Source organism: Sinorhizobium prairiense (genome assembly GCF_029201645.2).
GTDB lineage: Bacteria > Pseudomonadota > Alphaproteobacteria > Rhizobiales > Rhizobiaceae > Sinorhizobium > Sinorhizobium meliloti_A.
Window position 1 is genome coordinate 677080 of sequence record NZ_CP104131.1, and the last position, 26078, is coordinate 703157.

Here is a 26078-nt window from a genome sequence, read left to right on the forward strand (position 1 = left end):
CGAGAAGTACCAGTAGGCCAGGACTAGCAGGATTGTCCCCAAACAAGGTTATCGGCAGCGTAGTTTTTCTTTTCCATCATCAACCCCCAGCACATGCAACCTTTAGATAGCGAAATCCTGTGGCGATCGCCAGTGGGTTAATTGCCTCCAGACCGCTTCATTGTGGGGATGAATGGTCGTGCGCTTCTCGCCTGGAATTTACGTCGGATCAGAGTTTCGAAGGGTCTTTCCCAAGAGAAGTTGGCCGCCGACGCAGGCGTGGATCGCGCCTACTTTGCCAAGCTTGAGCGTCAAACCGCCAACGCCGGAGTTGACGTCCTCGACAAGCTCGCGCGAGCCCTCTCGGTGGAACTGTCGGAATTTTTCGTGAAGCCGACAGAAGGTGCCACGCCTCCCGCAGCCCTTAAAGGCGGGCGAAAAAAGGCAGGTTAATCGTCATCGGTATGTCGAGCGCGCGGCCCCTAGAAGGCGATATTTCCCATCAGTTGGCGCGAAACATTACAACGGTAGTGCTGTCGCCGGGCAGAAAATGAATAGCTGATCACCAACGCCATAAAGCGTCCACCGGCAGCAGCATCGGGCTGACCAGTCGTGACACGGCTTCCCTTGAAAGATGCGCGGCGTGTGGTTCCCGCCTTGACGCGCCCACAAATCTGCTACACATTCGCTACGCAAGCAGGGGTATGACTACTTGTTTTGATTGAAGAATTTTCTTTTCTTGGGGTTTCCCTCCGGGCCCACCATTTTTCTTATAGCCCCGCACGAACGTCTGAACTCACCGCCATCGACGGCTGAACTCTTCGGGCAAAAAAAGACCGCCGCGGGATGGCCCGAGGGTTCGCGCTCGTGACCCAGACCTGCGCAGTCTCGTCGATGCAAGGCTGAAGACCCAGTTAGACCCGAGCGGTATCGCTTCTTCGGAGCGCCGTCAGGAGCCCTTGCGCCTGACGGCTCACCGATAATCGATCCGGACAGGGATATGAAGACGGTGGAACAAGGCGCTTCACTGCGGTTTGGTGCGCCACCGCGCCGGAACTTGAAGCGATAGGCGGTGTCTATTGCGAGAACTGCGACATAGCGGCAATCAGTCCCGATGGACCCGATGGAGTACGCCCATATGCCGTCGATCCAGAAAGGGCCGAAAGGCTTTGGCGCGAGACTGTCGGTCTGACAGGTTTAGAACCTAAGAGAGCTTGACAAAAACGGCCCGTTCCCGATGGTCTCATGACCAAAGCCACGTAATCTTGACAAACTCGATGAAAATCGATGGACGACGTCCCTCTTCGGAAGCATAAATGTGCGCCGGGGGCGTCTTTATTTCAGAATCACCAATTTTGGACTGACGTAGCGCTCAGTCCGTATCAAATTTTCAACGGTCATTCAGGATGATGCAATGGAAGGGCAGGCACTCCCAGCCGGAACTGCTATAGCTGACGTCGCGGTCACCTTCGGGCCATTCTCCCTTTATCCTGGCAGACATGTTCTGCTGAAGGAAGGCGAACCCTTGTCGATCGGCTCGCGCGCGCTCGAGATACTGATCGCGTTGGTGGAGCAGGCGGGCGAGCTTGTAAGCAAAGCCGATTTGACCGCAAGGGCCTGGCCAAATGCGGCCGTGGAGGAGTCCAATCTAAGGGCGCAGATCGCATTGCTCCGAAAGGTGCTCGGCGACGACCAGGCAACTCCCCGCTACGTCGTCTCCGTTCCCTCGCGAGGCTATCGGTTCGTTGCTCCGGTCACCCGAATGCCACTCGAACCTGCTGCAGGGGAATTAGTCGACAACAACCTTCCGAAGCAACTTACGCAGGTGATCGGGCGCGAAGAAGCGATCAAGATCGTGGAAGGGCGGTTCCAACGATTCCGGATTGTCACTATCGTCGGGCCTGGCGGCATGGGCAAGACGACGGTCGGCATTCGCGTGGCAGCCCAGCTCCTGTCATCGCACAAAGACGGCATTTGTTTCCTTGACCTGGCTCCGATAACGAATCCGCAGCTGCTCCCGTCTATCTTGGCCTCGGCACTCCGGCTGACAGAGACATCGGACGATCCGACGAGGAGCCTGATCGGCTTTCTCCGCGGAAAGAGAATGCTGATCGTTTTCGACAGCTGCGAACACATCCTCGAGGACGCCGCACGACTGGCGGAAACATTGCTCCGTGAAGCACCGGAAGTCGCGATTCTGGCAACCAGTCGCGAAGCGTTGCGAGTGGAGGGCGAAAGTGTTTACAGGCTCCCACCTCTCGACATGCCGCCATCGGCAGTCGTCCTGACCGCCGACGACGCATTGAAATATCCAGCCATCCGTCTGTTCGTGGAGCGGGCTGCCTCTTCCGGAAGCGGGTATTCCTTCGATGACGACGAAGCTCCGGTCGTGGCGCACATATGTCGGCAGCTTGACGGGATCGCTCTGGCAATCGAACTCGCCGCGGCACGGGTCGAGGCATTCGGCACGCGCGGCATTGCCGAACTTCTGAACGATCGCCTGCTACTGCTGACAGGTGGGCGGCGCACGGCTCTTCCCCGTCACCAAACCTTGGCGGCTATGATCGAGTGGAGCTACGGAGCACTTTCGGCTCGAGAGCAGACGGTCCTGCGTCGCCTAGCGATATTAGGAGGAGAGTTCGGACGGGAAGCTGCCGTGGCGGTCGCCACCGATCAAAACAACCCGCAGCCCGATGTGCCGGCACGCCTGGCGGACCTCGTCGCCAAGTCCCTCGTATCGGTCGACAAACAAGGGAAAGGCGTCAGGTACCGCCTTCTCGACACGACACGAGCGTTCGCTTTGGACAAACTTCGGCAAGAAGGAGAGACCGATGCCCTCGTCCGCCATCTGGCGCAATATCTGTGCACAATCCTTAGTCACTCGCAGGACGAGGTCGAGACCCTTCCGAACGAAGAATGGATGCTGAAATACGCGTCCAATATCAACAACGTTCGCTTCGTTCTTGATTGGGCCTACGCAGAGGGCGGCGACGTCGAGATCGGCCTTGCGATCACAGTGGCCGCAATTCCCATTTGGTACCAGCTTTCTCTTGTCGACGAATGCATGACGAGCGTTCAGCGCGCGTTACTTGGGATCGCGCCCGGAGAGCGAAGAGACGACCAAGCCCGACAAATCACGCAGCTCTACAGAGCGTTGGGGTTGTCGCAGGCGTTTAAAATCGGTTTCGCCCCGCAAGCTCTCGCCGCCTTCGCGAAGGCTTTCGATATATCGAAAGAGTTCGGCGATCTCGACGCCCAAGCCGAAGCCCTCTGGGGCCTGTGGATGGCCCAGGTGGGCATGGGCGAATACAGAGAATCGCTGGGAACCGCGGAACGTTTCGTCGCGCTCGGCGGCAGCGGCCTTGACCGTTTCATTGGCGATCGAATGCTCTCCATGACACTGTTTTGTGTCGGCGACTTCCCCGGTTCCCGCCGTCACGCAGACCTGATGATGACACACGACACCTCGGCCGAGACCGCCTCCGCAGGGTCGGTTCGCTTCAGGTTCGGTCAGTCGGTCGCCGCGAAAATCCAGCCCGCTCAGCTGCTTTGGGTACAAGGGCTTCCAATCCAGGCGATCGCGGCAGTAGATAGCGCCGTCGAAGCCGCCCGCGCCTCCGGCCATGCGATCTCGCTGTGTGAGGCCCTGGCGCGCTGGTCCTGTCCTATCCTGGTCCATGTGGGTGACTTTGCGGCAGCGGATACGGCCGTCATTGAACTCATCGATCTTGCAAAGACGAACGCGCTCGGTCCATGGGAAGTGTTTGGGCGGTGCTGGAAGGCGACGTTGTTGATACAGCGGGGCCTCCCAGACAGAGGCGTTCCCCTGTTGCGGAACGGACTGACCGAACTGTCGCGTGTCAAACTCTTCAATCTCTACAATGTGAGATTTCTAGGCTTTTTGGCCGACGGTCTCTCTTTGCTCGGACAGCATGCCGAAGCCCGCACGGTAGTCGAGGCGGCGATAAACGCCAGCGAAGAGAGGGAGGAACTCTGGTGCGTCTCCGAACTCCACCGTTTGAAGGGCGATGTGATGCTCCGCGGCGGTGGCGATATCGAAGCCGTCCAGCGTTGCTATCTCCGCGCTCTTGAAGTGGCGCGGCGGCAGGACGCGATCTCCTGGGAGCTTCGGGCGGCAACGAGCCTGGCCAAGCTGGCGGGCGACCACGGATACCCCGCCGACGCGCGTGCTACCTTAGCCTGCGTCTACGCGCGTTTCACCGAGGGGTTTGAAACGGCCGACCTAGCCTCCGTCAGGGAGTTGCTCTCGCGGATGGCCTGACCCCTCAGGTGGGGCTGTGCGGGCGCTGTCACAAGAATTCACCATGATTCACTGGCCCAACAACGTATCGGTCTGCATCTTCTGCTCGTCGCATAGTCGTCGACCGCATGAAAGGCAAGCAGATGAAGACCACCGCAACCACCATGGACGCCCTCGTCCTGAATGAACACAACTCGCATTTCGTTCGCACCAGGATGGCCTGCCGAGCGCCGGTGACAGGCGAGGTGCTGGTGAGGGTCAAGGCGAGTAGCGTCAACCCGCTTGATCTCAAGATTAAGAGCGGCCAGGCTCCCCATGCGCGGCATCCCTTGCCGGCCATTCTCGGCATGGACGTCTCCGGCGTCGTCGAGGCCGTAGGACACGGCGTCGCCGCGTTCAAGCCCGGCGACGAGGTTTTCGGAATGACGGGCGGTGTCGGTGGTCTCCAGGGTTCGCTGGCCACCTTCGTCACCGTCGACGCCGACCTGCTTGCACCCAAGCCCGACAACCTGACCATGCGCGAAGCGGCGGCGCTGCCGCTTGTCTTCATAACCGCGTGGGAAGGTCTCGTGGATCGCGCGGACGTAAAGGCGCGGCAGAAGGTGCTCGTGATCGGTGCCGGCGGTGTCGGCCATGTCGCCATCCAGATCGCGCGCGCTTTGGGAGCCGAGGTCTTCGCGGTCGACAAGTCGTCCAAGCACAGCCAAATCGAGGAGCTCTGCGCTACAGCAATCGACCGCGATCAGACCGCCGAGGAGTATGTGAAGGACCATACAGGCGGACGCGGCTTCGACGTCGTCTACGACACCGTGGGCGGGTCCGGGATCGACGCCGCTTTCAATGCGGTGAGCCGCTTCGGACACGTCGTGAGTTGCCTCGGGTGGGGCACCCACTCACTAGCTCCGCTCTCCTTCCGGGCTGCGAGCTACTCAGGCGTCTTCACGCTGCTGCCGATCCTGACCGGAGAAGGACGCGCCCATCATGGAGCGATCCTGCGCGAGGCCAAGCGCCTCGTCGAAGCCGGAAAGGTCACACCTCTCCTCGACGCGCGCCGCTTCAACTTCGAAACCGTCGCCGAAGCATATGCCGAAATCGAGAACCGGACTGCCAGGGGGAAGATCGTCGTCGACGTCGCCGAGTAGCCGGAACCCACCGCCAACTCATCCAAACGCTTGGAGGAATTACGTCATGCCATTTGTCAATGTGAAACTGGTTGACGGCGTCTTCACGCCGGAAGAGAAGCACGCCATGGCTAAGGCCCTGACCGACGTCATGGTCAAGTTCGAAGGCTCGGAAGCCTTCCGCGAGGTCGTGTGGGTCCTGATCGAGGAGCTCCACACCGACGGTTGGCACATCGGCGGCCGCCCGTTCGAGGGGCCCAAATCGCTGATGACGACACTTTCGAAGTCCAAAGAGGTGGTTGAGATGATCGACGGCACGCCGACGACCCGAAAGGAATGGGCCGCGGCGGCACCTGTCCTGGGCTGATCCCATTCACTAACGGCGACCACAATAAAGCGGCCGGGCGTAATCCGGCCGATAGCGGAGCCGTGTTCACGCCACTGCGGGAAGAGATATGATTACCAGAGAAGCGTTTCCGATGCTCACGGCGACGAGACGTGAAGTCCTGACAGGAACCGCCGTCGTCGCACTTGCAGCGACGCTTCCTTTGGAAGTACTGGCCGCCACGGCCTCGTCGAATCCAACCACCCCAATCCTTGAAGGGAGCGAGACCATGAACAGCATCACGACCAAAGACGGCACGCACATTTTCTACAAGGACTGGGGTCCCAAGGACGCGCAGCCCGTCGTTTTCCATCACGGCTGGCCGCTTTCCGCCGACGACTGGGATAACCAGATGCTCTTCTTCCTGGGTAAGGGTTACCGCGTCATCGCCCACGATCGGCGAGGGCACGGACGCTCCAGCCAGACGTCCGGCGGCAACGATATGGACACCTACGCCGCCGATGTCGCGGCGCTTGCCGAAGCGCTCGACCTCCGGGACGCGATCCACATCGGCCACTCGACGGGCGGCGGCGAAGTCACAAGGTATGTCGCCCGGCACGGCAAGGGCCGGGTCGCCAAGGCCGTCCTGATTTCCGCCATTCCTCCCGTTATGGTCAAGTCTGCTAAGAACCCCGGCGGACTTCCGATCGAGGTCTTCGACGGCTACCGTGCTGCTTTGGCGGCGAACCGCGCGCAGCTCTATCTCGATATCGCCAGCGGCCCGTTCTACGGCTTCAACCGCCCCGGCGCAGCCATATCGGAAGGCACCATTCGCAACTGGTGGCGACAGGGGATGATGGGCGGAGCGAACGCCCACTACGAATGCATCAAGGTCTTTTCCGAGACCGACTTCACGGAGGACCTCCAGATCATCGACGTGCCCGTTCTGGTCATGCACGGCAGTGACGACCAGGTCGTTCCGATCGCGGACTCCGCGGAGTTGTCCGTGAAGCTGCTCAAGGACGGCAAGCTCAAGGTCTACGACGGCTATCCGCATGGAATGTTCACGACGCATGCCGACGTGATTAACGCCGACCTGCTGGCCTTTATCAAAGCGTGACGCCCCGGGCAGGCCGCGAGGTCTGCCCTACCTCCCACAAATTCAGCTGGATAGCCGTCGGCTCGCCTGCGACCGGCTGCGGAAAGGTATGCCATGAAATCCGAACACATGCTCTCCCGTCGTGGATTTTGCCTTTGCTGCATCGGGGCGGCGGGCTTCGCGGCTACCAGTGGCTGGATGAGTCCCCGCGCCACCTACGCCGAAGCGCGCGGCTTGGTGAGCCTCATCAAGGATAGCGCCGCCAGTGCCAAGATCGCCACCCACAAACTGCGAGGAAACGTCACCGTCCTCGAAGGCTCCGGCGGCAACATAGCGGTCCTGGACGGCAAAGACGGCCTCTTCATGGTGGACGCAGGCATCAGCGTCTCCAAGACGCAGATGACGAAGACGCTCGCGGCGATCTCCGCCGAGCCCGTCACCCACCTCATCAACACCCACTGGCACTTCGACCACGCGGACGGAAACCCGTGGCTTGGCGCGGGTGGAGCCAAGATCATCGCCCACGAGAACACCCGCAAATATCTCTCGCAGGTGCACAGGGTCGAGGACTGGGACTACAATTTCCTGGCCCTGGAGCCCATCGGCGTGCCCAAGCATGTCTTCGCGAAGGAGCATTCGCTCAAGCTGAACGGCCAGTCGCTGGACATGAAGTATTACGGCCCGGCGCATACGGACGGCGACATCTCCGTGATGTTCGGCGAAGCGGATGTCCTCCATGTTGGCGACACCTACTGGAACGGCATCTACCCCTTTATCGACCACTCGACGGGCGGCAGCATCGACGGGATGATCGCCGCGTCCGACGCCAATCTGGCCGCCTCGACCGACAAGACCATCATCATTCCCGGCCACGGAAACCCCGTGAGTAACCGGGCGGAGCTCCAGGCCTTCCGCGACATGCTCGTCGCCATCCGGGAAAACGTCGCGGCGCTCAAGCGCGAGGGGCGTTCAAAAGACGAGACCGTAGCCGCCAAGCCCACTGCAGCTTTCGACGCTAAGTGGGGCAAATTCGTAATCGACCCGGCGTTCTTCACCAAGCTGGTCTACGAGGGCGTGTAACGCCTGACCCGCAATAACCGTTTTCCTGGCGCGTCCCTCCCCATCCTCCCGCGCGCCAACGGGACGCCCCCATCGGGGCGTCCCGGCATCAAACCGTCGCAGCAGTCTGAACCCTCAGGAGACAGCCATGTCCGAAGCGAAAAGCGCGCTCTTCATCGACATTCCGGTCGAGCTCAAGGAAGTGAAATCCGTCCATAGCATCGGAGGCCTCGAGTTCGAAGGCGATCTTCCCGCGGCGCTGTTCCATCTCCAACTGATCACAACGGACATCGCGAACTGGAAGGCGGCATCCGACATCATCGTGGTCTTCCACACCAACGCCGGCCATGTCACCCTCGACGATGCCGCCTACAACGCCTCCCGCAACATCGCCACGGGCAACCCGTACAAGAAGCTCGTCTCCGATCTCATAGATGTCGGCGTGAAGGTCGAGCTCTGCGGGGCGACCGCCAAGGTCAACGGATGGGGCAACGCCGACCTCCTTCCCCACATCAAGATCAACCTCGACGCGATGGCGCGCACGATCCAGCTCGTGCAGCAGGGTTTCGTCAAAATCACCGAGTGACTTCACGCGCTCCGTCCGGGTGACGGCTCGATCTGCAGGAGGCTCACATGCTTCAAGTCCCACAATTCGGATTCCATTCGACGGCGTCGGAAGTCTTGAGCGACGTCGACCTCCATGGGAAGACCATGATCGTCACGGGAGGCGCTAGCGGTATCGGGATCGAGACGACGGCTGCGCTCGCCGCTGCCGGCGCGTCCGTCGTCATCGCCGTCCGTCGCCCGGAGGCCGCCGAGGAAGTCGCGCAAGACCTCAGGATCAGGACGGCCAATCCCGACATTTCGGTCCGGTCGCTCGACCTTGCCGATCTCCGCTCTGTCGGCCGCTTCATCGAAGACTGGGAGGGCCCGATCCACGCGCTCATCAACAACGCGGGAATCATGGCTTTGCCGGACCTTCGGCGCTCTTCTCAAGGCTGGGAGATGCAGTTCGCGACCAATTACCTGGGTCACTTCGCCTTGACCCTCGGCCTCCGCCGGCACCTTGCCAACGCCCAGGGCGCGCGTGTCGTGTCCGTGAGTTCGAGCGGCAGCCTCTTCGGACCCGTATTCTGGGACGATCCCCACTTTCGCTTTATTCCCTATGATCCGCTGCTGGCGTATGCCCAGTCGAAGACCGCGTGCACGCTGCTCTCCGTCGGGATCAAACAGCACTGGAAGGACGACGGGATCGTCTCGAACGCCCTCAACCCCGGCGCGATCGCCACAAACCTTCAGCGCCACACCGGAGGGCTCCGCACCCCAGAGCACCTGCGCAAGACACCCGAGGAGGGGGCAGCGACGTCAGTCTTCGTCGCTGCCTCCCCATTGGTCGAGGGCACCAACGGGCGCTACTTCGAGAACTGCGCTGAGGCACCGATCGTCCAGAGCCGTCCTCAGCTGAAGTTGGAGGGCGTTCCCGGCTACGCGCTCGACCCCTCCAACGCGGAGAGACTTTGGCATATGGCGCTGAAATTCCTGGAAGAGTGCCGATGAACACGCTCCAACACGTGGGTTCCATGTACGAAAATCACCTCGGGTGCGGCTTCCCCCGATGCGCGACAGAGCTCGCCTTCTTGAACATGGCCGGAGTGTGACCCGTGAATTTTGGACGATCAGACAACAGTTCAGGACTAATCGACCTCAAACGTCCAGAGCGAGCGCCTTATGTAGGCCTCCGAACGGAGAATGCAAATGCAGGATAATTCACAGGCATTCGATGAGATCGCAATGAGGAAAGCCCGCTATTGCCGATATGTCGACACCAAGCACTGGGAGAAATTCCGGGAGCTTTTCGCCGACGCGCCGACCATCCGTTTCGTTGATCCCGAAGGGCATACGATCCATGCCTTCACGTCGGTCGACGAATTCGTCACGACAAGTGCCAGCTACCTTGAAGGCGCGCGCACGATTCATCACGTCCACAACGCAGAGATGGAGCGCGTCGCGGAAGGTCTGGTCGACGCAATCTGGTCGATGGAGGACTACTTGGTCTTCCCGCCCGCGAACGATGAACGCCCCGCCAGCATGCACGGCTACGGCCACTATTACGAAACCTGGGAGTTTCTGGACGGACACTGGCGTATAGCCAAGCTGGAGCTTCGCCGAACCATTCTGGAAATCTCGCCCAAGGAGCGTTTGCAATGACCCAGGGCCCCATCGGAGTGGGCATCATCGGCCTCCATCCGGACCGCGGTTGGGCATCGACCGCCCATGTGCCCGCGTTGCGTGACCTCGAGCAGTTTCGACTTTCCGCAGTGAGCCACACCCGCATGGAGATCGCAAAGGCATCGGCCGAGAAGTTCGGTTTCGACCATGCCGTTTCGTCGACGGAGGAACTCGTCAATCATCCTGAGGTCGACCTAGTCGTGGTCACGGTCAGGGTGCCGGAACATCTTGGGCTGGTGACGGCGGCCCTGGAAGCCGGGAAATCCGTGTTCTCGGAGTGGCCCCTCGGTATGAACCTGCGCGATGCGGAAACCATGAACGCGCTCGCCTTGGAGAAAGGCGTCTCGGCGATGATCGGGCTCCAGACCCGGGCAAACCCGACCATCCGGCATATGCGGAGGCTCGTTTCCCAAGGCTATGTCGGCGAGGTTCTCTCCGCGACGGTCATCGGTTCGGGGATCACGTGGGGCGAAGAGATCGAGGAAGCGTTCCGCTACACGCTCGACCCTTCCCAGGGCGCGAGCATGCTGCACGTGCCGTTCGCACATACGATCGACGCTCTGACTTTCGCTCTGGACGAGGATTTCCAGACCGTCTCCGGCACCCTCGTCAGCCGCCGCCCGACGATCAGGATGACCGAGAGCCAGGAGGTCGTCCCGTTCGAGGTCGCCGATCAGATCGCCTTCACCGGCAAGCTCGCCAATGGCGCGCTGATCACCAGTCACTTCCGCGGCGGGCTGTCGCGTGCGACCAATTTTCACCTGGAGATCAACGGAAGCAAGGGCGACCTGTTGCTGACAAGCCCCGTGGGCTACGTGGGCCTGGGTGGATTCAGACTCATGGGCGCTCAGGACGGCGAGACCTTGCATTCGCTCTCCGTACCGGACGACTTCGGTGCCGACGAAAACGTGCTCACGGGGAACGTCAAGAAACTCTACGAACTCTTCGCGTCCGACATTACCTCAGGCACGCGCCAGAGCCCGACATTCGGGGATGCCGTCAAGTTGCACCGCCTTATCCATGCGGTTGAGCACAGCCGAGGAGTGGCGCGCGATGTCTGAGACGATGAGGGCATTGGTTATGTACGAGCCGGGAGGACCCGAAGTCCTGCAGGTCCGGGACGTGGCGAACAGCGCGCATGGCATCGCGGTAATACCCAGCAGTGGGCGAATCTACACGAAAATCTTTCCGCCCTACGCGTTGCTGATCGAGAGCTATCAGAAGGCGCAGGAAGTCGCCACCAACCACGAGCAGCTGGATTAGGCTCGGGGCTGAGCACGGCCGTTGGTCCAATGCAAACAAGGGTTCGACCACTTATGGACGGTTTTGCAAACCGATCGCTTGGTCTCTCCAGTATCGAAAGAATTCGTTGCGCTGCAATCGCGTGCGCCCTTCCTGGATGGTGGTCGTCAAACAGGAAGGGCGACAGTTCACGACTTACGGGTTGACCTTCTCAATGTCGGGCAGCGCCCAGGACTTGTCGAAGAACGCCTCTGTCGGGCCATAGAAGCGGAAGTAGGCGAACCATCCCTTGTCGGGGTTGGTCTGCACCCAGTTCGCCTCCTTGCCATCGGGGGCTTTCGGGCCGAAATAGACGTCGACCGATCCGTCCTCGTTCGCGACGATGTCTTCCTTGCGCGATGAGATGTCCGGCCGTCCCTGCTCGGTGACCGGCATCTGCCGCGTCGCCTCGTCATAGGCGGTGACGGACCAGAAATTCTTTGCCGGCGGATTGGCCGGGACATGAAGTTTGTAGGTGTTCTCGCCCGAGAGCCATGCCCCGTCCGCGTCCTTGTAGGACGCGATGTAGCGCTGTCCGACGCCCACAGTCTGGGTCAGCATCGCCTTCGAAATCACGACGGCCTCGTAGAACCACGCGGCGCGCTCGTCGAGCTGATCATAGGTGTTCGCCTTCTGATCGGTCGCCACGACCAAAGCATGCTTCCAATTGGTCCCCTCCCAGAAAGGAGGCTCCACCCTTTTGTCGGTGGTGTTCGCCTTCGCCATTGCCTCGCCGACCAGAACCCCGTCCTGGAGCAGTTTGCTCTGTCTTTCGTCGGGCTTGAATGGCCGCCCTCTCTCGAGGCCGAGGAATTTCAATTGAGCCAGGATCAGCCGGTCGCGTTCGTCGATGGGGTTGCGCTGGATGACTTCGTTCAGACTGTCCCAGTAGGTCATGCCGCGTGGTGGCATCTGGCTCCACTTCTTGTCACCGGCGGCGCGTGCCGGCATCGGCTCGCCAGTGCCTTCGACAGTCCAGGAGTAGGTCTTGATCTGCGGGATCATCTCGGCGATCGCCTTTTCCTTGTCGGCATCGAGCAGCCGGAAGCCGGCGAAGACGTCGCGGCTCGTGGCCTGCACCACGAAATAGCCGGGTGCCTCCACCGGTCCGTATCCGGGCGGCATGATCAGGTATTTTCCACCCTTGCCCATGTCGGGGCCGACGACGCCGAGATCGGCAAGCACCCGCTGCCACGGGTCGAGGATCATGCCCGCGATCAACCCCGGAGGCACTTCGACGACGAAAGGACCAGTTTCCTTCAAGTCGATAAAGGTGGCGATGTAAGGCGTCGTGTAGTTCGGCGTCAGGATTCCCAATTTTTCGGCGAAGTCCAGATAGGTGAGCATCTCGCCGCTCTTGCCGCCGAACACGCTGTAGTGGGCGCGACGCCATTCGTTCATACCGACCGCCGGGATGCCCCAGAGATAAGCTTGCGATGCGCGCTGGAAGTCCATCTCGTCATACAGCTTTTTCACCGTCTCGGCGGATGGATATCCGCTCTGGAAGTTCAACTCGCCGATGCGGGTTTTGACCGCGGCATCGCCCTCGAAGGGGTTCGCCTCCTCAGCCCATGCGACCGATGCGCTGCATAATGCCGATCCCAAAAGAGCCGATGTCAGAATTTTGGAAAGCACGGTCATGATCGTTCTCCTGCAGGTTGGTTTCCGGTCCGGGGCCGGCCAATCGGCCCGCCGAACTTTGATTTCGCTAGCATTCTCGGCCGTGGCAGCCGTCTCGCCTGGAACGGGATTTTGTCATTTGATCTTCTCGAAATCGCCCGGCTTCCAGCTGTAGTCGACGGCGCGCTCGCCTGGACCGTAGAGCCGAAGGATGGCGAAGAAGCCTCGGCCGGGAGCCGTCGCCAGCCAGTTGGCTTCCTTGCCTTCGGGAGCCTTCGGCCCGACGTAAAGGTCGATCGTGCCGTCTGCATTGACGACCGGTTTGTCGCGAGAGCCGAGCGACGGGTAGCGCCGCTCCTCGGTCGCAAGGCCCGATGCGTTCTCCGCCTCGTAGAGCGTCAGCGACCAGAACAACTCGGCCGGTACATCAGGCGGCAGCGTCACCTTGTAGGAATTGTCCCCCGACAGCGGCGTGCGGTCCGCATCATTGAAGGCGATTGCGTAGAAGGCACCGCGGCCCGGCGTCAGCGACACCATACCGGGGCTGATTGAATAGTAATCCGTGAACATCCATGCCCGGTGCTCGATGTCCGTGAAGCCGTGTTCCCGGTTCACCCAGGATAGGTCGATCGACTTCTCCGGTCCTGGTTCGGCGGCGGTGTTTATCGGATTGGTCCAGCGCCGATCTGGCCAGACGAGGAGCGACTTACCGCCGACCTCCTCGCTAAGGCCGATGGCGCGACTCATCTTATAGCCGACGTCCGCTGCGGTGTTGAGGATTGCCCGCGTCTGCGGAGAGGGCGAGAAGGGTTCCTTCGCGATCAGGCCGACATTGGCGAGGAGACCAAGACCGTCCGGTCCCGCCAGATTCTGGCCTTCACGATCGATCAGCCACTTCAACTGCTCGAACGCCGAGATATCCGAGCGCGGCAGCATGTTCGCGTTCACGCCAGAAGCATTCGGAAATTGCATCGGCTTGCGCTCGCTCTCGGGGAGGTTCAGCGGATAGAGCTTGACCTGTTCCACCAGTTTGTTGGTGGGCTCGAGATTGTCCGGATCGTCGTAGAATGCGCGTAGGAATACGAAAAGGTTATTGGTGCCCGAGCGGTAGATATAAGCATCTTTGGGTAACTGTCCGTCATAGCCAGGCGGCGTGATGACGAATGTACCGCCTTTGCCCGCATCGGGGCCGGGCAGGCCGACGTCGCCGAAAAACTTGCCGCCGTCCATCGGGATCGGCCGCTGCCAGAAGTCAAGCAGGATGCCCTGAAGTTTCGGAGGTGCCTCAAATACGATCGGACCCGTCTCGCCCATGTCGACGAAAGCCATCGCATAGATCAGGTCGGAGTTCGGCGTCGTCACCATTGTCTTGGTGTCAAGCCTCTCTTTCCAGACGGGCATCACGTTGTAGCCGGTACCAAAGACGTCCTCGGCTCCGCTCCTCATGCCCAGCGTGTTGATCAGCGGTAAGGCCCAGATATAGGCTTGGGTCGCCTGCTGAAAGAGAAGCTCGTCCTTCAGTGTCCTGGCAGTCTCGGCCGTGGGACGGTTCTGCTCGAACGGTAGGTTGGCCAGTCGATCGAAGCGTGCCTCTTCGGCCGCTGCCGAACCGGTCAGTCCCAACGCAAGGAATGCAGCGGCTATCGATGGAAATGCGGTCGTGCGTTTCATGATACTCGGCCTTCTGCTGTGGTTGGTGTTCCAATGCCGACATGCCGGATTTTCGGGCAGACTATGCACCCCCGCGCCCGCAGGCGGCTATGCGTTTTTTGCCAATCTCAGAACCAGGCCCGTGAAATCGCGCGGAGGGATTGTGCGGCTACGGTTGCGCTGGGCTTCTCTCCGAAAAGCTCCTGATACCAGCCGGACATGCGCCCGTGTTCGGCAATGCCCCACTTTTTGGCGCTTGCCGATATGGTCGCCAGTTGATCGACAGCCATCAGATCGCGGCGAATTCTATGCAGCCGAAGCCTGCGCAGATAGTGGTTGGGCGTATCGCCCAGCACCTCGAGAAAGGCGCGGTAAAGGGTGCGACGGGACGATCCGCACGCCGTCGTGATATCGGTTATCGATATAGGACTTGCGAGATGCCGGTCGATATATTGTTGCGCCAGTCGAACGATGGTTTCATAGGACGAAGGCCGGCTTGCGGTGGTCGTCCCACGATCGTTTGCGTAGTGAGAAATTACGGCCCGCAACATCGTGCTTCCTATGTGGACGCCGGCCTCTGTTTCTTCTCCCAGGTGCACCCGGAGCAACGCTTCTCTCAGCTCTTTGAGTTTTTCCTGGGCCAATGGCTTGGAATGAACCGCGGATTGCAGACACCTGCGGCCAAGACCATCCTCCAGCCGGCGCAGATCAAGAGTTGCCGTTACATACATCGATCCTGGTGCGCATAGGACGTCGACTTCGCAACCCGGAAGGAGAATACCCACCGTTCCTTCCGGGGCCTGTCGCAGACAAACTCGAAATCCACCGACCTGGGAGAGCACAATTCCGACGGTGACGGCAGCGTCCGACAGGACACCCCTCGCCATCGCATTCCCCGCGATAAAGCCCGAACTGAGAATCACGCCGTCATATGTGCTGAAGGCGAGACTGCCGCCGATCTTGCGCCCCGCCATTTGCACTGCGTCCAGGTCGGCGCCCAGTACTGCATTTCGAAGGCCTTCGATGTCTTGCAACGGGAAGCGCTGCCAATGATCGGCCTTTGCATCCGGGAACGGATCACCGCTTAGCTTCTTCAAGGCTGCGACATGGCCATGGACCACGCTCTCCAATTTGCATCCCCAAAAGACGAGGATGGCAGGAAGGAAGCGTTCCCTCTATGCGCCTTTTGCCAATCTAGTGGGCTGTCGAGCCTTCCTGTGCGGATTCGGACTGCTTGAACGCTGCTAATGTTTCGCTCGGCAGTTCCCCGAACAATTCGCGATACCATCCCGCCAATCTGCCGAGTTCGCTGATGCCCCACTCATTTGCCACGACCGCGATGGTGCACGCTCGTTCCCGATCAGTCGCGAGGCCCCGTCTTATTCTGTGCAGCCTTAGACGCCGGACGTATGTTTGGGGAGTGTCGTCGAGGATGTCCGCGAACGCGCGGTAGAGCGTACGACGCGAGGCGAAGGCGGCAGCGGCGATGTCATCAAGCGCTATCGGCTCGGAAAGGTGTTCGACTATGTAGGCTCTGGCACGCGCCACGATCCTCGCATGAAGATGTGTGTTGGCCCGGCGTCCGTGGTTGTAAGGGGGGCGACCAAGATGATTGATGAGCGCTCTCAGCAGCATCTTCCCGAGACCGGGCCGTGCGGGGTTGCCCGTGTGGATGCGGCTAAATTCCGCCGCAAGCGCCGTTACCACCTCCGGCGTCATGGATCGATTGTGGATCCCAGTTCCGCCCAGCGCAGCCCTGTCCAGAACCATTCCGTTTTTTCCGGCTTCCTGCTCGAGCTGATCGGCGGAAATCGTCGCTACGGCGTACATGGAGCCCGGCGCGTAGAGAGAATCGTGTTCGTCCCCTCCATGATATATGGCCACGTCTCCAGTTTTGACCTCGGTGAACGAGTGCCAGGATGATCCGGGAAGCCAAAGGCCAAGCCCCAAAGAAAGAGTGTCCGGGGAGAGAGGTCCGCGAAGCGCCACACGGCCTTCTATAAAGCCGCCGCTGTATGTCACGCCATCCTGCTCGGAGAATATGAGGCTCCCTGACAGCTTGCCACGCGCCATCTGTGTAGCTTCCATTCCGGCACCATGCACGGCATCGGACAGGTCTTCGACTTGCGATATCTCGATACGGTGCCAGGGGGACGGGACCTGCTGGAGAATTCCTTCCATTCCGAAACAGCCCTCTTTTCGGAGAAGTTTCATACCGCAAACGGCCTCGGCGCGAGCATTCCATCAACACGACTTCAGCTTCGCCGATCGTTTCACTACCCAGGATTGATACAATAGAGGAGCGCTTGCCGGGGGGCCAGTGTTCATCGTCATCGCAATGCGAGAACTTGACGGCAATAGTCCCCGGTTCGAGGCCTGCTGAGGTTCAGGCCGCCCGCCGCGGCTAATTTCATTTCCTCATTCCTGTGCTTGTCACAGGAATCCAGCCAGACCAAGTCCTTGGGCTGAAAGACCTTTTCCCGCGCCGCAGACGCGGCGCTGCTCTCATCCCTGTGACGAGCACAGGATGAGGAACGAGGAGACGTTGCAGTCCCCGAAAACTTTCCTACAGCCGCGCATCTACCGACGCCACCTCCGCGATGTCCTAGAAGTGTCGTGGCAGTCGATCCGGTAGTGACAGCTGTTGGCGCGGTGCAGCCCTAGACAGTGCTCACCTGAACGTGGCGGCAATCTCCCCCCTCCTTCACCTCCAATAGGGGCACCCGAAACGTGCACCGGTATCCGGCACTCATTGTCAGAAAGTCTTGTGACGAATCGGCAGGCCCGCTAATTTCCGCAGCACAGGCTTGGCCCACGCCTCCTCCCTCCTTTCGGGGAAGTATCGCACATGCAGGGTAACGACATCATCATCGAACCATCTGTTCGAGCATCGCATAAGGAGGGATTGCGCTTCTGGCTCGGAGTGGAGGTTCTTCGATGAAACTTTCTGCCCCCATTTTCCAGTTGAAACGCCGAGCCAAGCTCATGGCCCGGAATAATAGTGTCCCCCTGCACGAAGCACTGGACCAAGTTGCGCGTGAGGAAGGGTTCGCGAGGTGGAGCCTCCTCTCGTCCCAAGTCGCAGCGGCATCACTGTCCAGATCAATCCTAGCTCGGCTGGATAAGGGTGATTTGCTCTTGATGGCCGGCCGCCCAGGACATGGCAAGACCACGCTCGGCCTTCAACTGTTGCTCGACGCTGCGCGAGACGGCAGAAAGGCGGTCTTCTTCACGCTGGAATTTACCGAACAGCAGGCGAGGCGACACCTTCGTTCTTTGGACGAGGGACCCCACGGTTTTTGCGACAAGCTGGAAATCTTGACGTCTGATGATATTAGCGCGGACTACATCATCCGCCATTTATCGGGGTCGGAGCGCGGGACGGTTGCCGTGATCGACTATCTGCAGATACTGGATCAGCAGCGAACTAAGCCAGCACTGTCGAATCAAGTTAGGGCTCTTCGCGACTTTGCCAAACAGACTGGAGTTGTACTCGGATTCATTTCGCAGGTAGATCGGTCGTTTGATCCGGAAAGCAAGCGTCTGCCGGACATTCGGGACATTCGTCTTCCAAATCTCGTTGATTTGGGGCTCTTCAACAAAGCCTGTTTCCTACATAACGGTGAGGCCCAGCTTCAAGACGTTGCCTAACGCGCTCAACTCCCGCGATGCCCTGGAAGTGTCGCGGCAGTCGATCCGGTAGGGACAGCTGTTGGCGCGATGCAGCTCTGGACAGCGCTTGCATGAACGTGGCTCACCTAACGGTTGCCGGTTTTCCAATCACAGGATTTCGATTTTACGCCAGCCGTTTTCAGCAATACGCTTCACTGACGAAATGCTGGAGAATCGCCATGAACCGCGCGCTTGCATTCACAGTGGCCGTCCTGGCCTGCTCTCCACTGTCGGCACACGCCCAGGACACTTCCATGAGCTTCTTCGTCACCAGCGCAAATCCGGGCAGGGGTGGCGACCTCGGAGGACTGGCCGGAGCCGACGCATACTGCAATTCCTTGGCGACGGCGAGTGGTTCGACGGGCAAGACCTGGAGAGCCTATCTATCCACCGACACCGAGAACGCCAGGGATCGGATCGGAAACGGTCCCTGGTACAACGCCAAGGGCGAGAAGATCGCCGACGATGTCGCCTCCCTTCACAGCGACGGCAACAACGTGACGAAGCAGACTGCTCTCAACGAGAAAGGCGAAGTCATTCCCGGCCGTGGCGACAGCCCCAACCGCCACGACATCCTGACTGGCTCGAAACCAGATGGAACTGCCGCACCGGAAACCTGCGGCAATTGGACAATGGGCGGCGCGGAGGGCGCGGCGATCGTCGGCCACAGCGACCGAACGGGCCTTGACGATTCCGATGCGGCGAAATCCTGGAATTCGTCGCATTCGACGAGGGGCGGCTGCTCGAACGAGGCATTCAAGGGAACCGGCGGAGACGGCCTCTTCTACTGCTTCGCAAGCAATTGACGGTGGCAGGGCCGCTCGCGGCATACACCCGGTGCCGAAAAGCAAGCCGGCGCCACCAATAAAGAATGGGCAACGCGTTTCCGTTTGGGCACGATCTCGCTTGAATAGCTGACCGAAGGCGTTCAGGTCAGAAAGGGCATGATATCTACGCCGTCTCCTGGGAAGACTGTGATGTGCGGGTGGTCCTGGAACAGCCGCGCCGCGGCCTCGATGCTTTCCGCTTCGACGACAAGGTAGCCGCAAAAAGGGTTCACGGCATCGGCGATACCGTCCCTGGCTACGCGTGTCGTCTTGCCCACCATGCCACCACGATCGAGGATGAATGCGGCGTTTCTGTCCTCCCATGCTGCCCACTGTTCCAGTCCGACCGCGTCGATCGCGTCCTGCTCTGCCTTGGGCAGACTGCGGAAGGCGGCGAGGTCTTCGGGCTTCATGGTATACACGGCTAGAAAACGGGGCATTGGCGCTCTCTTCGTGGTGGTAGATGGCTGCCAACTTACACCGTGTGCGGCCGAAGTCACCCGCATTGCCGCCACTTGTTTGATTTCCTCATTCCTGTGCTTGTCACAGGAATCCAGCCAGACCAAGTCCTTGGGCTGGAAAGGCTCTTTCCGCGCCGCGGACGCGGCGCTGCTCTCATCCCTGTGACGAGCACAGGAATGAGAGCGGGGAGGGTGCGGTCCCTCGGCGGGTTCTATAAACCGTGAAGATAGCGATGCGGCGCGGAGGGTCCCGGGTCACGCCCCTGTACAGCGTCCCGCTTCGCTTCGATGCGAGAATGTAGACGTACCCTTTCATTGCGTGACAGGTTGACCATTCCCTCGCATATTCGCAACGGAAGTTGCAGTAGCCGCACATCCCGGTCTCTCATTCCTGTGCTTGTCACAGGAATCCAGCCAGACCAAGTCCTTGGGCTGAAAGAACGCTTTCCGCGCCGCAGACGCGGCGCTGCTGGATCCCTGTGACGAGTGTTTAGCTCGGGGAGATAGCTGACACCTGTTCGGATAGATCACTGACGGATTGCTTGGTTGTCAAGTCGATGGCTGCGATGCGGAGGGCAGCGAAGAAGATGCCGTATCGCCCGTCCGTGTCGAGCGGGCGAATGGCGATGCGTTCGCCGCAGAAGGCCTTTGGGACTTTCCACTTGCGGCCTTTGAAGCTGACATAGGCCTTGGTGCTGGGGACGGTGCGGACGACCTCGCCTTCATCGTAGATCACCTCTGGAAGGTGCTCGGGCATGGGGCGCGAACTGGGACGATAGCGACGGGCCGGCACGTCGAGATCGAGCGCGGCATGGGGCCGCTCGAAATTATAGAGTTCACGCCAGGCATCGAAGGCGCGCTGGACGGCAGCCAGATCGGAAAATCGGGCGAAATCGAATATTTCGGCCTTGAGCGTGCGATGGAAGCGCTCATTCTTGCCGCGGCTCTGCGGATGATAGGGCCGGCTATGCAGGAGGCCGACGCCGAGCTTCAACAGCCACACGCCAAGTCTTGTCCAACGCTCGCCCGAGGCCTCGCCCCAGGGCGCGCCATTATCGACGAAAAGGGCGTCCGGCAGGCCGTAGCGCCGGAATGTCCGCTCCAGATGGCCGCGCACGGTCACTCCCTGCTGGTTGGCGCAGGCCGCCAGGCAAGGCACGAAGCGGGAATGGTCGTCCACCATCGTCAGCGGATGGCAGCGCGTGCCATCGCCGAGCCGAACCCAGCCCTTGAAATCCATCTGCCAGAGCTGGTTCGGCGCCTCCTTCTCGAAACGCTGGGTCGCCGGCGCGCCACCGACCGGCGGCATGATCCGCTCATGCCGCTTCAGGATAGCATGAACCGTCGAAGGCGCCGGCGCATGCTGCCCCCGGTCTTCCAGAACGCGCGCGATCTTGCGTGCGCCCCACGCCGGATGCGCATCGCGCACCGCAAGCACCTCTGTCTCCACCGCCGCGCTCGACTGCAACGGGCTCACATGCGGGCGGCGCGAGCGATCAGCCAGCTCCCGGTCACCTGCCTGCCACCGCGCCAGCCATTTATAGCCCACATCGGCACTGATCCCGAACCGCCGGCACAGCTCCCGGCGGTTCGCACCCTCCGCCAGCGCCAGCCGCACAAATTCCTGCCTCTCTCCCATAACCGACACCTCTTTCCACGGCATGGACAACCTCCTCGCGAAGCCGATCCATGCCACTATGAACGTGTCAGCCATCTCCCCGAACACCTGTCAGTCATGTGTCCGGGCTATACAACGAGCACAGGGATGAGGTGGAGAGGGTGCGGTCCTCGGCGCGTTTCATAAACCGTGAAGATAGCGAGGCGGCGCGGAGGGCCCAAGTCACGCCCGTATACCACGTCGCGCTTCGTTTGGACGCGAGAATGTAGACGTGACCTTTCATTGCGTGACGGGTTGACCGTTCCCTCGCATATTCGTAACGGAAGTTGTATGGGCCGCACATCCCCGGTCCCTCATTCCTGTGCTTGTCACAGGAATCCAGCCAGACCAAGTCCTTGGGCTGAAAGAACGCTTCCCGCGCCGCCGACGCGGCGCTGCTGGATCCCTGTGACGAGCACAGGGATGAGGTGGAGAGGGTGCGGTCCTCCGCTATAGCCCTTTGAGTTGCTGCATGTTTTTGTCCTTTGATCGGCTACGATCAAGGAAATACCTCGGCATTCGTGTCGTAAAAGCCTAGTGTTACGTCGGTCATCATCGACGGCAATTATAAAGAAGGGGTGACCGCGTCCGGGCGCAATCCGGTCGGTTGCCGATTACCGAAGAAGTCCATCGCGCCCGAACTCCTCCCATCCGGCCAGGTTGGAGGCGACGTCTCCGTGTTCGGAATTCGACCCGCCCTTGGTGGTGTTTCTCAACGATCGCGTCAACTTCGCCTTGTACGCAGCCCGTCTGCGGTTCTCGGCGGCAGCCGCCGCGTCTTCCTCGCGCCAATCTTCGACGACGCCTCGATCGAGAATGTCTCCGACAATCCTCGGGTCGAAGACATGAAACGTTATCTTCCTGGCGCGTCCGCGCAGCTTGACCGTTCGCGTTCCAGCACTCGGCAAGCGTCCGTCGGCCAGCCAGCGATGTCTTTCGCTCGTCTTGATTGTGAGAATGTCCTCGATCTCGCGCGGTATCACCGGAAGGGTCTCGATGTTTACCAACGCCTCGGCGACGACAGCCGATGCGGCGTGGAACGCAGCCTTCTCGCTTGCGGACATCATAAGCGTGAGCTCGCGACCATCGAGATTGAGCGATTTCTTCGTGGCAGACGGAAGCCGCGCGCGAATTTCCAGAAGGATGCCCTTCATGCGGACGGATGAACCCAATGTCGCCGCTGGCGGCAGCACCCACGTCTTGAGCAGCTCTATGCGACTGTTGTCGTGTTTCGGCATCAGGCTTAGATGGGTCGCCTTCTTTAGATCGTCAATGACGTCATGCTGTCGGAGACAGAGCGTCCTCTAGGGTCAAGCGAAGAAGTATGGTAAGCGCCAGCCAGACAACAACAGGAGTATAATGTGAGCGAACCGACCGTCGCAGATGCGATAAACCGCATTTATGAATCGCTCCAGGCGGACAATGCCGACATCGACGCGCATATCGCGACTCTCAAGGCAGCGTTGACGCGGGAGGGGTTGAAAGAGGCCGTCTTTGATCCGGGCAGGCTCGCGCAGAACAACCGTTCTGGCAGGAAGCTGATGCAGGCCTACTTTCGGCAGCGCGGCGTCACGGTCAAATACTCGGCTTCGTAAAACCGTCCCATGTCGTCAGACATTGCCGTAGGAGACGGCCGAGCTGATCACCCGGCGGGGCTGCCGCCACGAGCGCAGCCGGCCGACTGGCGCGCCGCATCGCATTCGTCGCACCCTGCCTCTACCGGATGCAGGAAGACGAGTGGATCGCGGGCCAGTTGATCCGTGGCGATCCTCGCGATGTCTCGCGAGCGGATCAGGCGAGCATGGGCATGGCCGACCGGGCCCTCCCGCTGCAAGCCCTTTCGCCTCAGCCAGGTGTCGGCAAGGTTGAAGTTCTGGCAGCAGTGATCGTTCTCGCGATAGTCGATGCGGATCGGCCTGCCGTTATCGAGGACCGTACAGTGTTTCGGCACTCCATAGGGGACCTTCGCCATCAGCTCGGCGAGATGCAGCGTGGTGTCCGAATCGTGCCCGACGCCGAGGAGGAGCACTTGCCCGTCTAGTTCGTGGATACGCCCTATCGGACTTGCGGGAGCGTGCGGGGGCAGGGGCAGAGTGTCTGATGTGATGCGTGCTGCAAGCGGGCCGGCTGCCGCAAACGCGAACGGATGGTTGCTGCGCGTCACATTCTCCAGACGCCAGAACGTGTCGGCGAGTATTCCCAGATCGGATGTTGCAGGTGTCGTCGCGGGGTCGAACGGCTCGTCGTCAAGACCGGACCATGATGGCATGACGAGTGTGCCCTCCGGGCCAATGGCGGCACGCAGAGCGGCAATCACGCCCAGCGGCCCGCCTTCGACAGGCCTGACGCTGCGAAAGGAACTGTGAACGAGCAGAACGCCTCCAGGCTTTACCCCGAGCGCAATGAGTTGATCAACGATTTGCGAAGTCCGCCATTCATATTGTTGAGTCATGGATTGCCTATTGGTAACCGCTGGCATTGCGACAGCAAAAAGCGCGCTTGTTTGGGCCAAGCGCGCTCCGGCGAACGATCTGCAGCGGGGTTACGGCACCCTCGATCGATCCCGTTGAACATAGCATGAAAACGGCCGGCGAACAACGATGCGGAAGCTCCGCGGACGCCGTCTTGGGCTGCGTCCTTAACAGATATAAGCGGCAATGAGTTGCCATGTTCCGGCTTTTCGAGCATGTTCGCATCTGGGCTGCATGCGTTTCCGCATCGGGCTGGGAAGTGAACAAAGGGACGGGCAGGTATGGCTCCGGGCGTCGCAGCCGCACATCCGGAGGCATGAACCGTGCCGATCGGTGGCTGCGCCTGCAGAGATTGCCGGTCTGTTCGGCGTCCGTCCTTCTTTCTCCAGCGATGAGCCGTGGGGCGACGTTGGTTGCAGCGTGCGCTTTGGTGTTCGTGCCGAAGGGGCAGGAGAGGGTTGGTGAACGAGATGTCGACGGTCTCGCCGGTCGCCGGCGGCGCTTCCACTATTCGAGCCATTTGAGGTTTTCGTGGCGGGGCCGCATTATCGTCTGCAGACATTCGGGGAGTTGCGGCTGGTCGATTCCGGCGGCGTGGTTGTGGCGTGTCCCGAGCGGGGGTCGCTGATACTCGCCTATCTCTGCGTGTCCGGGGAGAAAACGGCTTCCCGTGAAAAGCTCGCAATGCTGATCTGGCCCGAGCGGGAAAAGAGCGTCGCTTTCAAGAACCTGCGGTCGACATTGTGGCGCATGCGCCACCTTGCTGCGGAGTCGGGGCCGCTCATTACGGCGACGGAAACCGAGGTTACGCTGGGGGAGATTACCTGCGACGTCGACGGTTTCGAGGCGCTGGAACGGTCGGAAGAAGCGTTCCGCACCGGGCTTGCGCTCTGGCGCGACGGGTTTCTGGCAAGCGCGGATGTGCCGCCGGGCCGCTATGCGGATTGGGTCGGAGAACAGCGGCGGCTGTTCACGCAGGTGATGCGTGCGGCGCTTCTCGGCGGCGAAGAGCGGTTTGCCGACAGGTCTCTGCGGCGCAGCGCGTGCATGCACCTCCTCGAGCTCGATCCGATGGATACGGCCGTGCGTGCGATCCTGGAGCGGATGACCGGCGGGGGGCTGGTCATCGGGGCGGCAAGCCGGAAAGGGCCCGGCTGCCGCAGGCTGCGTTTGGCAGGGAGTTCGCAAGGGAGGCGAGTGCTTTGCCGGTTGCGCCGGCACCCCGTGTCGCTCTGCTTCCGCCGGCGGCCTTCGGCAGCGATCCGATGCTTCACGCGGTCAGCGTGGCCGTGGTCGAGGACATCACGATCGGGCTATGTGCGCAACGATCGATGTCGGTCGTTGCTCCTTACACGGCGGAGCGGATACGGGATGCCGTGGACAAGGCTGCGTTCCTGGAAAAGCATGGCGTCACCTATGCGCTCGACTGCCGCATGTCGGACCAGGGACTTTTCACGCAGCTCATATTTCTGCCCTCCGACGCGATCGTCTGGGCGGAGCGGTTTGCGATATCTCCGGTCGGTCTGCTCCAGCAACGCCAGGAAATCGCCTTTCATGTCGCCCGGGCGGTGACGGAGCAGGTCGAGACCGGCCGTGCCGCGCGTATCGACTATCTGGCCCATCCGGAGGCCTATTACGCCTACCTCGCCGGCCTGCGAAACCTCTCCAGCGTGGGGCTTCCCGAAATCCGCAGGGCACGCCGCGATTTCAGGGCCGCGCTCAAACACAAGCCGGATTTCGCTCCGGCGCTGAGCGGGATGGCGCGCACCTATGCAATCGAGTGGATCCTGACGGCCCGCGGCGATCGGGAACTTCTGTCGGTGGCTGAGCATCACGCCAAGGGGGCGATCGAAAGCAATGAGGACCTGCCCGGAGCACACCGCGAGTTCGGCGTCGTCAAACTCTATCAGGGTGATCTCGACGAGAGCCTTGCGGCGCTGGATCTCGCCGAAAATCTGAGCCCGCATTATGCCGACGTGCTTTACAGCCACGCCGATACGCTCGTTCATGTCTCCCGTCCGCGCGACGCGCTGGACAAGCTGGCCAAGGCGCTTTCGCTCAATCCGCTGGCGCCCGACACGTATTTCTGGAGCGCTGCCGGTGCCAGCTATTTCCTCGAAAACTATGAGGACGCGATCGGCTACGTTCAGAGAATGAAGGACAAGTCGCCTGGCGACAGGCTGCTTGCGGCAAGCTGGGCGATGCTCGGCGACCAGAAGAAAGCACGGGCGTACCGGATGCGGGCGTTGAAGAGCAATCCGACATTCGACGTCGACAAGTGGCTTGCCGTCGTTCCGATGAAGGAACAATGGCAGAAGGACCTCTATCGTGAGGGGCTGAAAAAGGCGGGGTTTTGAGGATGAGGG

The 26078-nt window shown here is 60.7% G+C and carries 22 protein-coding genes and 2 pseudogenes; 15 read left to right on the top strand and 9 right to left on the bottom strand.

All coding sequences use genetic code 11. The annotated features are described in order from the left end of the window. The first annotated feature begins 240 nt into the window (after nucleotides 1-240). The 11 genes from N0Q91_RS05925 (at nucleotide 241) to N0Q91_RS05975 (ending at nucleotide 11336) form a co-directional block, all read left to right on the top strand. Complete coding sequence (locus N0Q91_RS05925; RefSeq protein WP_375341869.1) at nucleotides 241-432, top strand: helix-turn-helix domain-containing protein; 192 nt, start codon at nucleotides 241-243, stop codon at nucleotides 430-432. 961 nt (nucleotides 433-1393) lie between these two features. After that, the gene (locus N0Q91_RS05930) at nucleotides 1394-4261 is read left to right on the top strand and encodes an ATP-binding protein (RefSeq protein ID WP_275597580.1); all 2868 of its coding nucleotides are present in this window, start codon (nucleotides 1394-1396) and stop codon (nucleotides 4259-4261) included. Nucleotides 4262-4383: 122 nt separating this feature from the next. Beyond that, nucleotides 4384-5382 (top strand): zinc-dependent alcohol dehydrogenase family protein, encoded by a 999-nt coding sequence (locus tag N0Q91_RS05935; protein WP_275597581.1) that lies wholly within the window; start codon nucleotides 4384-4386, stop codon nucleotides 5380-5382. 46 nt (nucleotides 5383-5428) lie between these two features. Next, the gene (locus tag N0Q91_RS05940; RefSeq protein WP_056584964.1) at nucleotides 5429-5728 is read left to right on the top strand and encodes a tautomerase family protein; all 300 of its coding nucleotides are present in this window, start codon (nucleotides 5429-5431) and stop codon (nucleotides 5726-5728) included. Nucleotides 5729-5816: 88 nt separating this feature from the next. Then, on the top strand, nucleotides 5817-6806 hold the full coding sequence (locus tag N0Q91_RS05945; protein ID WP_100671801.1) for an alpha/beta fold hydrolase: 990 nt from the start codon (nucleotides 5817-5819) through the stop codon (nucleotides 6804-6806). A 93-nt stretch (nucleotides 6807-6899) separates the two neighbouring features. Then, nucleotides 6900-7865, top strand: a complete 966-nt coding sequence (locus N0Q91_RS05950) for an MBL fold metallo-hydrolase (RefSeq protein WP_275597582.1) — start codon at nucleotides 6900-6902, stop codon at nucleotides 7863-7865. Nucleotides 7866-7992: 127 nt separating this feature from the next. Then, nucleotides 7993-8430: a DsrE family protein gene (locus tag N0Q91_RS05955; protein WP_018095588.1), complete on the top strand. Its 438-nt coding sequence runs from the start codon at nucleotides 7993-7995 to the stop codon at nucleotides 8428-8430. Between the two features lie 125 nt (nucleotides 8431-8555). Further along, on the top strand, nucleotides 8556-9401 hold the full coding sequence (locus N0Q91_RS05960; protein ID WP_127712776.1) for an SDR family NAD(P)-dependent oxidoreductase: 846 nt from the start codon (nucleotides 8556-8558) through the stop codon (nucleotides 9399-9401). A gap of 198 nt (nucleotides 9402-9599) precedes the next feature. Next, nucleotides 9600-10052 (top strand): nuclear transport factor 2 family protein, encoded by a 453-nt coding sequence (locus N0Q91_RS05965; RefSeq protein WP_100671799.1) that lies wholly within the window; start codon nucleotides 9600-9602, stop codon nucleotides 10050-10052. Further along, nucleotides 10049-11134 carry a Gfo/Idh/MocA family protein gene (locus N0Q91_RS05970; protein ID WP_275597583.1) on the top strand — a complete coding sequence of 362 codons (1086 nt, stop codon included), beginning with the start codon at nucleotides 10049-10051 and terminating at the stop codon, nucleotides 11132-11134. The genes N0Q91_RS05965 and N0Q91_RS05970 overlap by 4 nt, the downstream gene beginning before the upstream one ends. Beyond that, nucleotides 11127-11336 carry a hypothetical protein gene (locus N0Q91_RS05975; protein WP_338282557.1) on the top strand — a complete coding sequence of 70 codons (210 nt, stop codon included), beginning with the start codon at nucleotides 11127-11129 and terminating at the stop codon, nucleotides 11334-11336. The genes N0Q91_RS05970 and N0Q91_RS05975 overlap by 8 nt, the downstream gene beginning before the upstream one ends. Nucleotides 11337-11510: 174 nt before the next feature. Here the strand turns inward: N0Q91_RS05975 and N0Q91_RS05980 are convergent, their stop codons facing one another. From N0Q91_RS05980 to N0Q91_RS05995, 4 genes are all read right to left on the bottom strand, one after another. Continuing rightward, nucleotides 11511-12995 (bottom strand): DUF1254 domain-containing protein, encoded by a 1485-nt coding sequence (locus N0Q91_RS05980; RefSeq protein WP_275597584.1) that lies wholly within the window; start codon nucleotides 12993-12995, stop codon nucleotides 11511-11513. A gap of 114 nt (nucleotides 12996-13109) precedes the next feature. Further along, nucleotides 13110-14645, bottom strand: a complete 1536-nt coding sequence (locus tag N0Q91_RS05985) for a DUF1254 domain-containing protein (RefSeq protein WP_275597585.1) — start codon at nucleotides 14643-14645, stop codon at nucleotides 13110-13112. A gap of 107 nt (nucleotides 14646-14752) precedes the next feature. Then, nucleotides 14753-15745, bottom strand: coding sequence for a helix-turn-helix domain-containing protein (locus tag N0Q91_RS05990; protein WP_275598093.1), 993 nt, complete (start codon nucleotides 15743-15745; stop codon nucleotides 14753-14755). Between the two features lie 73 nt (nucleotides 15746-15818). Beyond that, on the bottom strand, nucleotides 15819-16805 hold the full coding sequence (locus N0Q91_RS05995; protein WP_275597586.1) for a helix-turn-helix domain-containing protein: 987 nt from the start codon (nucleotides 16803-16805) through the stop codon (nucleotides 15819-15821). A gap of 756 nt (nucleotides 16806-17561) precedes the next feature. Between N0Q91_RS05995 and N0Q91_RS06000 the strand changes: the two genes are divergently transcribed. Next, the gene (locus N0Q91_RS06000; RefSeq protein WP_127712825.1) at nucleotides 17562-18275 is read left to right on the top strand and encodes a DNA helicase; all 714 of its coding nucleotides are present in this window, start codon (nucleotides 17562-17564) and stop codon (nucleotides 18273-18275) included. A gap of 200 nt (nucleotides 18276-18475) precedes the next feature. After that, nucleotides 18476-19102, top strand: a complete 627-nt coding sequence (locus N0Q91_RS06005; RefSeq protein ID WP_100671791.1) for a hypothetical protein — start codon at nucleotides 18476-18478, stop codon at nucleotides 19100-19102. 122 nt (nucleotides 19103-19224) lie between these two features. Here N0Q91_RS06005 and N0Q91_RS06010 read toward each other — a convergent pair whose 3' ends face one another. The 4 genes and pseudogenes from N0Q91_RS06010 to N0Q91_RS06025 all read right to left on the bottom strand — a co-directional run bounded on the left by N0Q91_RS06010 (nucleotide 19225) and on the right by N0Q91_RS06025 (nucleotide 22479). Further along, the gene (locus tag N0Q91_RS06010; protein WP_275597587.1) at nucleotides 19225-19563 is read right to left on the bottom strand and encodes a hypothetical protein; all 339 of its coding nucleotides are present in this window, start codon (nucleotides 19561-19563) and stop codon (nucleotides 19225-19227) included. A gap of 253 nt (nucleotides 19564-19816) precedes the next feature. Then, nucleotides 19817-19900: pseudogene (locus N0Q91_RS06015) on the bottom strand (GIY-YIG nuclease family protein); the annotation flags it as partial. A 174-nt stretch (nucleotides 19901-20074) separates the two neighbouring features. Then, nucleotides 20075-21247, bottom strand: a complete 1173-nt coding sequence (locus tag N0Q91_RS06020; RefSeq protein WP_275597588.1) for an IS481 family transposase — start codon at nucleotides 21245-21247, stop codon at nucleotides 20075-20077. A 608-nt stretch (nucleotides 21248-21855) separates the two neighbouring features. Continuing rightward, nucleotides 21856-22479, bottom strand: coding sequence for a hypothetical protein (locus N0Q91_RS06025; protein WP_275597589.1), 624 nt, complete (start codon nucleotides 22477-22479; stop codon nucleotides 21856-21858). A 123-nt stretch (nucleotides 22480-22602) separates the two neighbouring features. On the opposite strand from N0Q91_RS06025, the gene N0Q91_RS06030 reads away from it, so the two are divergent. Then, nucleotides 22603-22836, top strand: coding sequence for a hypothetical protein (locus tag N0Q91_RS06030; RefSeq protein ID WP_275597590.1), 234 nt, complete (start codon nucleotides 22603-22605; stop codon nucleotides 22834-22836). A 47-nt stretch (nucleotides 22837-22883) separates the two neighbouring features. Here the strand turns inward: N0Q91_RS06030 and aac(3)-IV are convergent, their stop codons facing one another. Beyond that, entirely contained in the window at nucleotides 22884-23693 is an 810-nt protein-coding gene (aac(3)-IV, locus tag N0Q91_RS06035; protein ID WP_275597591.1) for an AAC(3)-IV family aminoglycoside N-acetyltransferase, read from the bottom strand. A 455-nt stretch (nucleotides 23694-24148) separates the two neighbouring features. On the opposite strand from aac(3)-IV, the pseudogene N0Q91_RS06040 reads away from it, so the two are divergent. After that, nucleotides 24149-26069 (top strand): annotated as a pseudogene (locus N0Q91_RS06040) (AfsR/SARP family transcriptional regulator). Nucleotides 26070-26078 lie beyond the last annotated feature (9 nt).

Bases quoted from the DNA above. Each gene is read 5' to 3' on its own strand.
- N0Q91_RS05930 (WP_275597580.1), top strand. From the start codon at position 1,394: ATGGAAGGGCAGGCACTCCCAGCCGGAACTGCTATAGCTGACGTCGCG.
- N0Q91_RS05935 (WP_275597581.1), top strand. From the start codon at position 4,384: ATGAAGACCACCGCAACCACCATGGACGCCCTCGTCCTGAATGAACAC.
- N0Q91_RS05940 (WP_056584964.1), top strand. From the start codon at position 5,429: ATGCCATTTGTCAATGTGAAACTGGTTGACGGCGTCTTCACGCCGGAA.
- N0Q91_RS05945 (WP_100671801.1), top strand. From the start codon at position 5,817: ATGATTACCAGAGAAGCGTTTCCGATGCTCACGGCGACGAGACGTGAA.
- N0Q91_RS05950 (WP_275597582.1), top strand. From the start codon at position 6,900: ATGAAATCCGAACACATGCTCTCCCGTCGTGGATTTTGCCTTTGCTGC.
- N0Q91_RS05955 (WP_018095588.1), top strand. From the start codon at position 7,993: ATGTCCGAAGCGAAAAGCGCGCTCTTCATCGACATTCCGGTCGAGCTC.
- N0Q91_RS05960 (WP_127712776.1), top strand. From the start codon at position 8,556: ATGATCGTCACGGGAGGCGCTAGCGGTATCGGGATCGAGACGACGGCT.
- N0Q91_RS05965 (WP_100671799.1), top strand. From the start codon at position 9,600: ATGCAGGATAATTCACAGGCATTCGATGAGATCGCAATGAGGAAAGCC.
- N0Q91_RS05970 (WP_275597583.1), top strand. From the start codon at position 10,049: ATGACCCAGGGCCCCATCGGAGTGGGCATCATCGGCCTCCATCCGGAC.
- N0Q91_RS05975 (WP_338282557.1), top strand. From the start codon at position 11,127: ATGTCTGAGACGATGAGGGCATTGGTTATGTACGAGCCGGGAGGACCC.
- N0Q91_RS05980 (WP_275597584.1), bottom strand. From the start codon at position 12,995: ATGACCGTGCTTTCCAAAATTCTGACATCGGCTCTTTTGGGATCGGCA.
- N0Q91_RS05985 (WP_275597585.1), bottom strand. From the start codon at position 14,645: ATGAAACGCACGACCGCATTTCCATCGATAGCCGCTGCATTCCTTGCG.
- N0Q91_RS05995 (WP_275597586.1), bottom strand. From the start codon at position 16,805: ATGGAAGGAATTCTCCAGCAGGTCCCGTCCCCCTGGCACCGTATCGAG.
- N0Q91_RS06000 (WP_127712825.1), top strand. From the start codon at position 17,562: ATGAAACTTTCTGCCCCCATTTTCCAGTTGAAACGCCGAGCCAAGCTC.
- N0Q91_RS06005 (WP_100671791.1), top strand. From the start codon at position 18,476: ATGAACCGCGCGCTTGCATTCACAGTGGCCGTCCTGGCCTGCTCTCCA.
- N0Q91_RS06010 (WP_275597587.1), bottom strand. From the start codon at position 19,563: ATGCCCCGTTTTCTAGCCGTGTATACCATGAAGCCCGAAGACCTCGCC.
- N0Q91_RS06020 (WP_275597588.1), bottom strand. From the start codon at position 21,247: ATGCCGTGGAAAGAGGTGTCGGTTATGGGAGAGAGGCAGGAATTTGTG.
- N0Q91_RS06025 (WP_275597589.1), bottom strand. From the start codon at position 22,479: ATGCCGAAACACGACAACAGTCGCATAGAGCTGCTCAAGACGTGGGTG.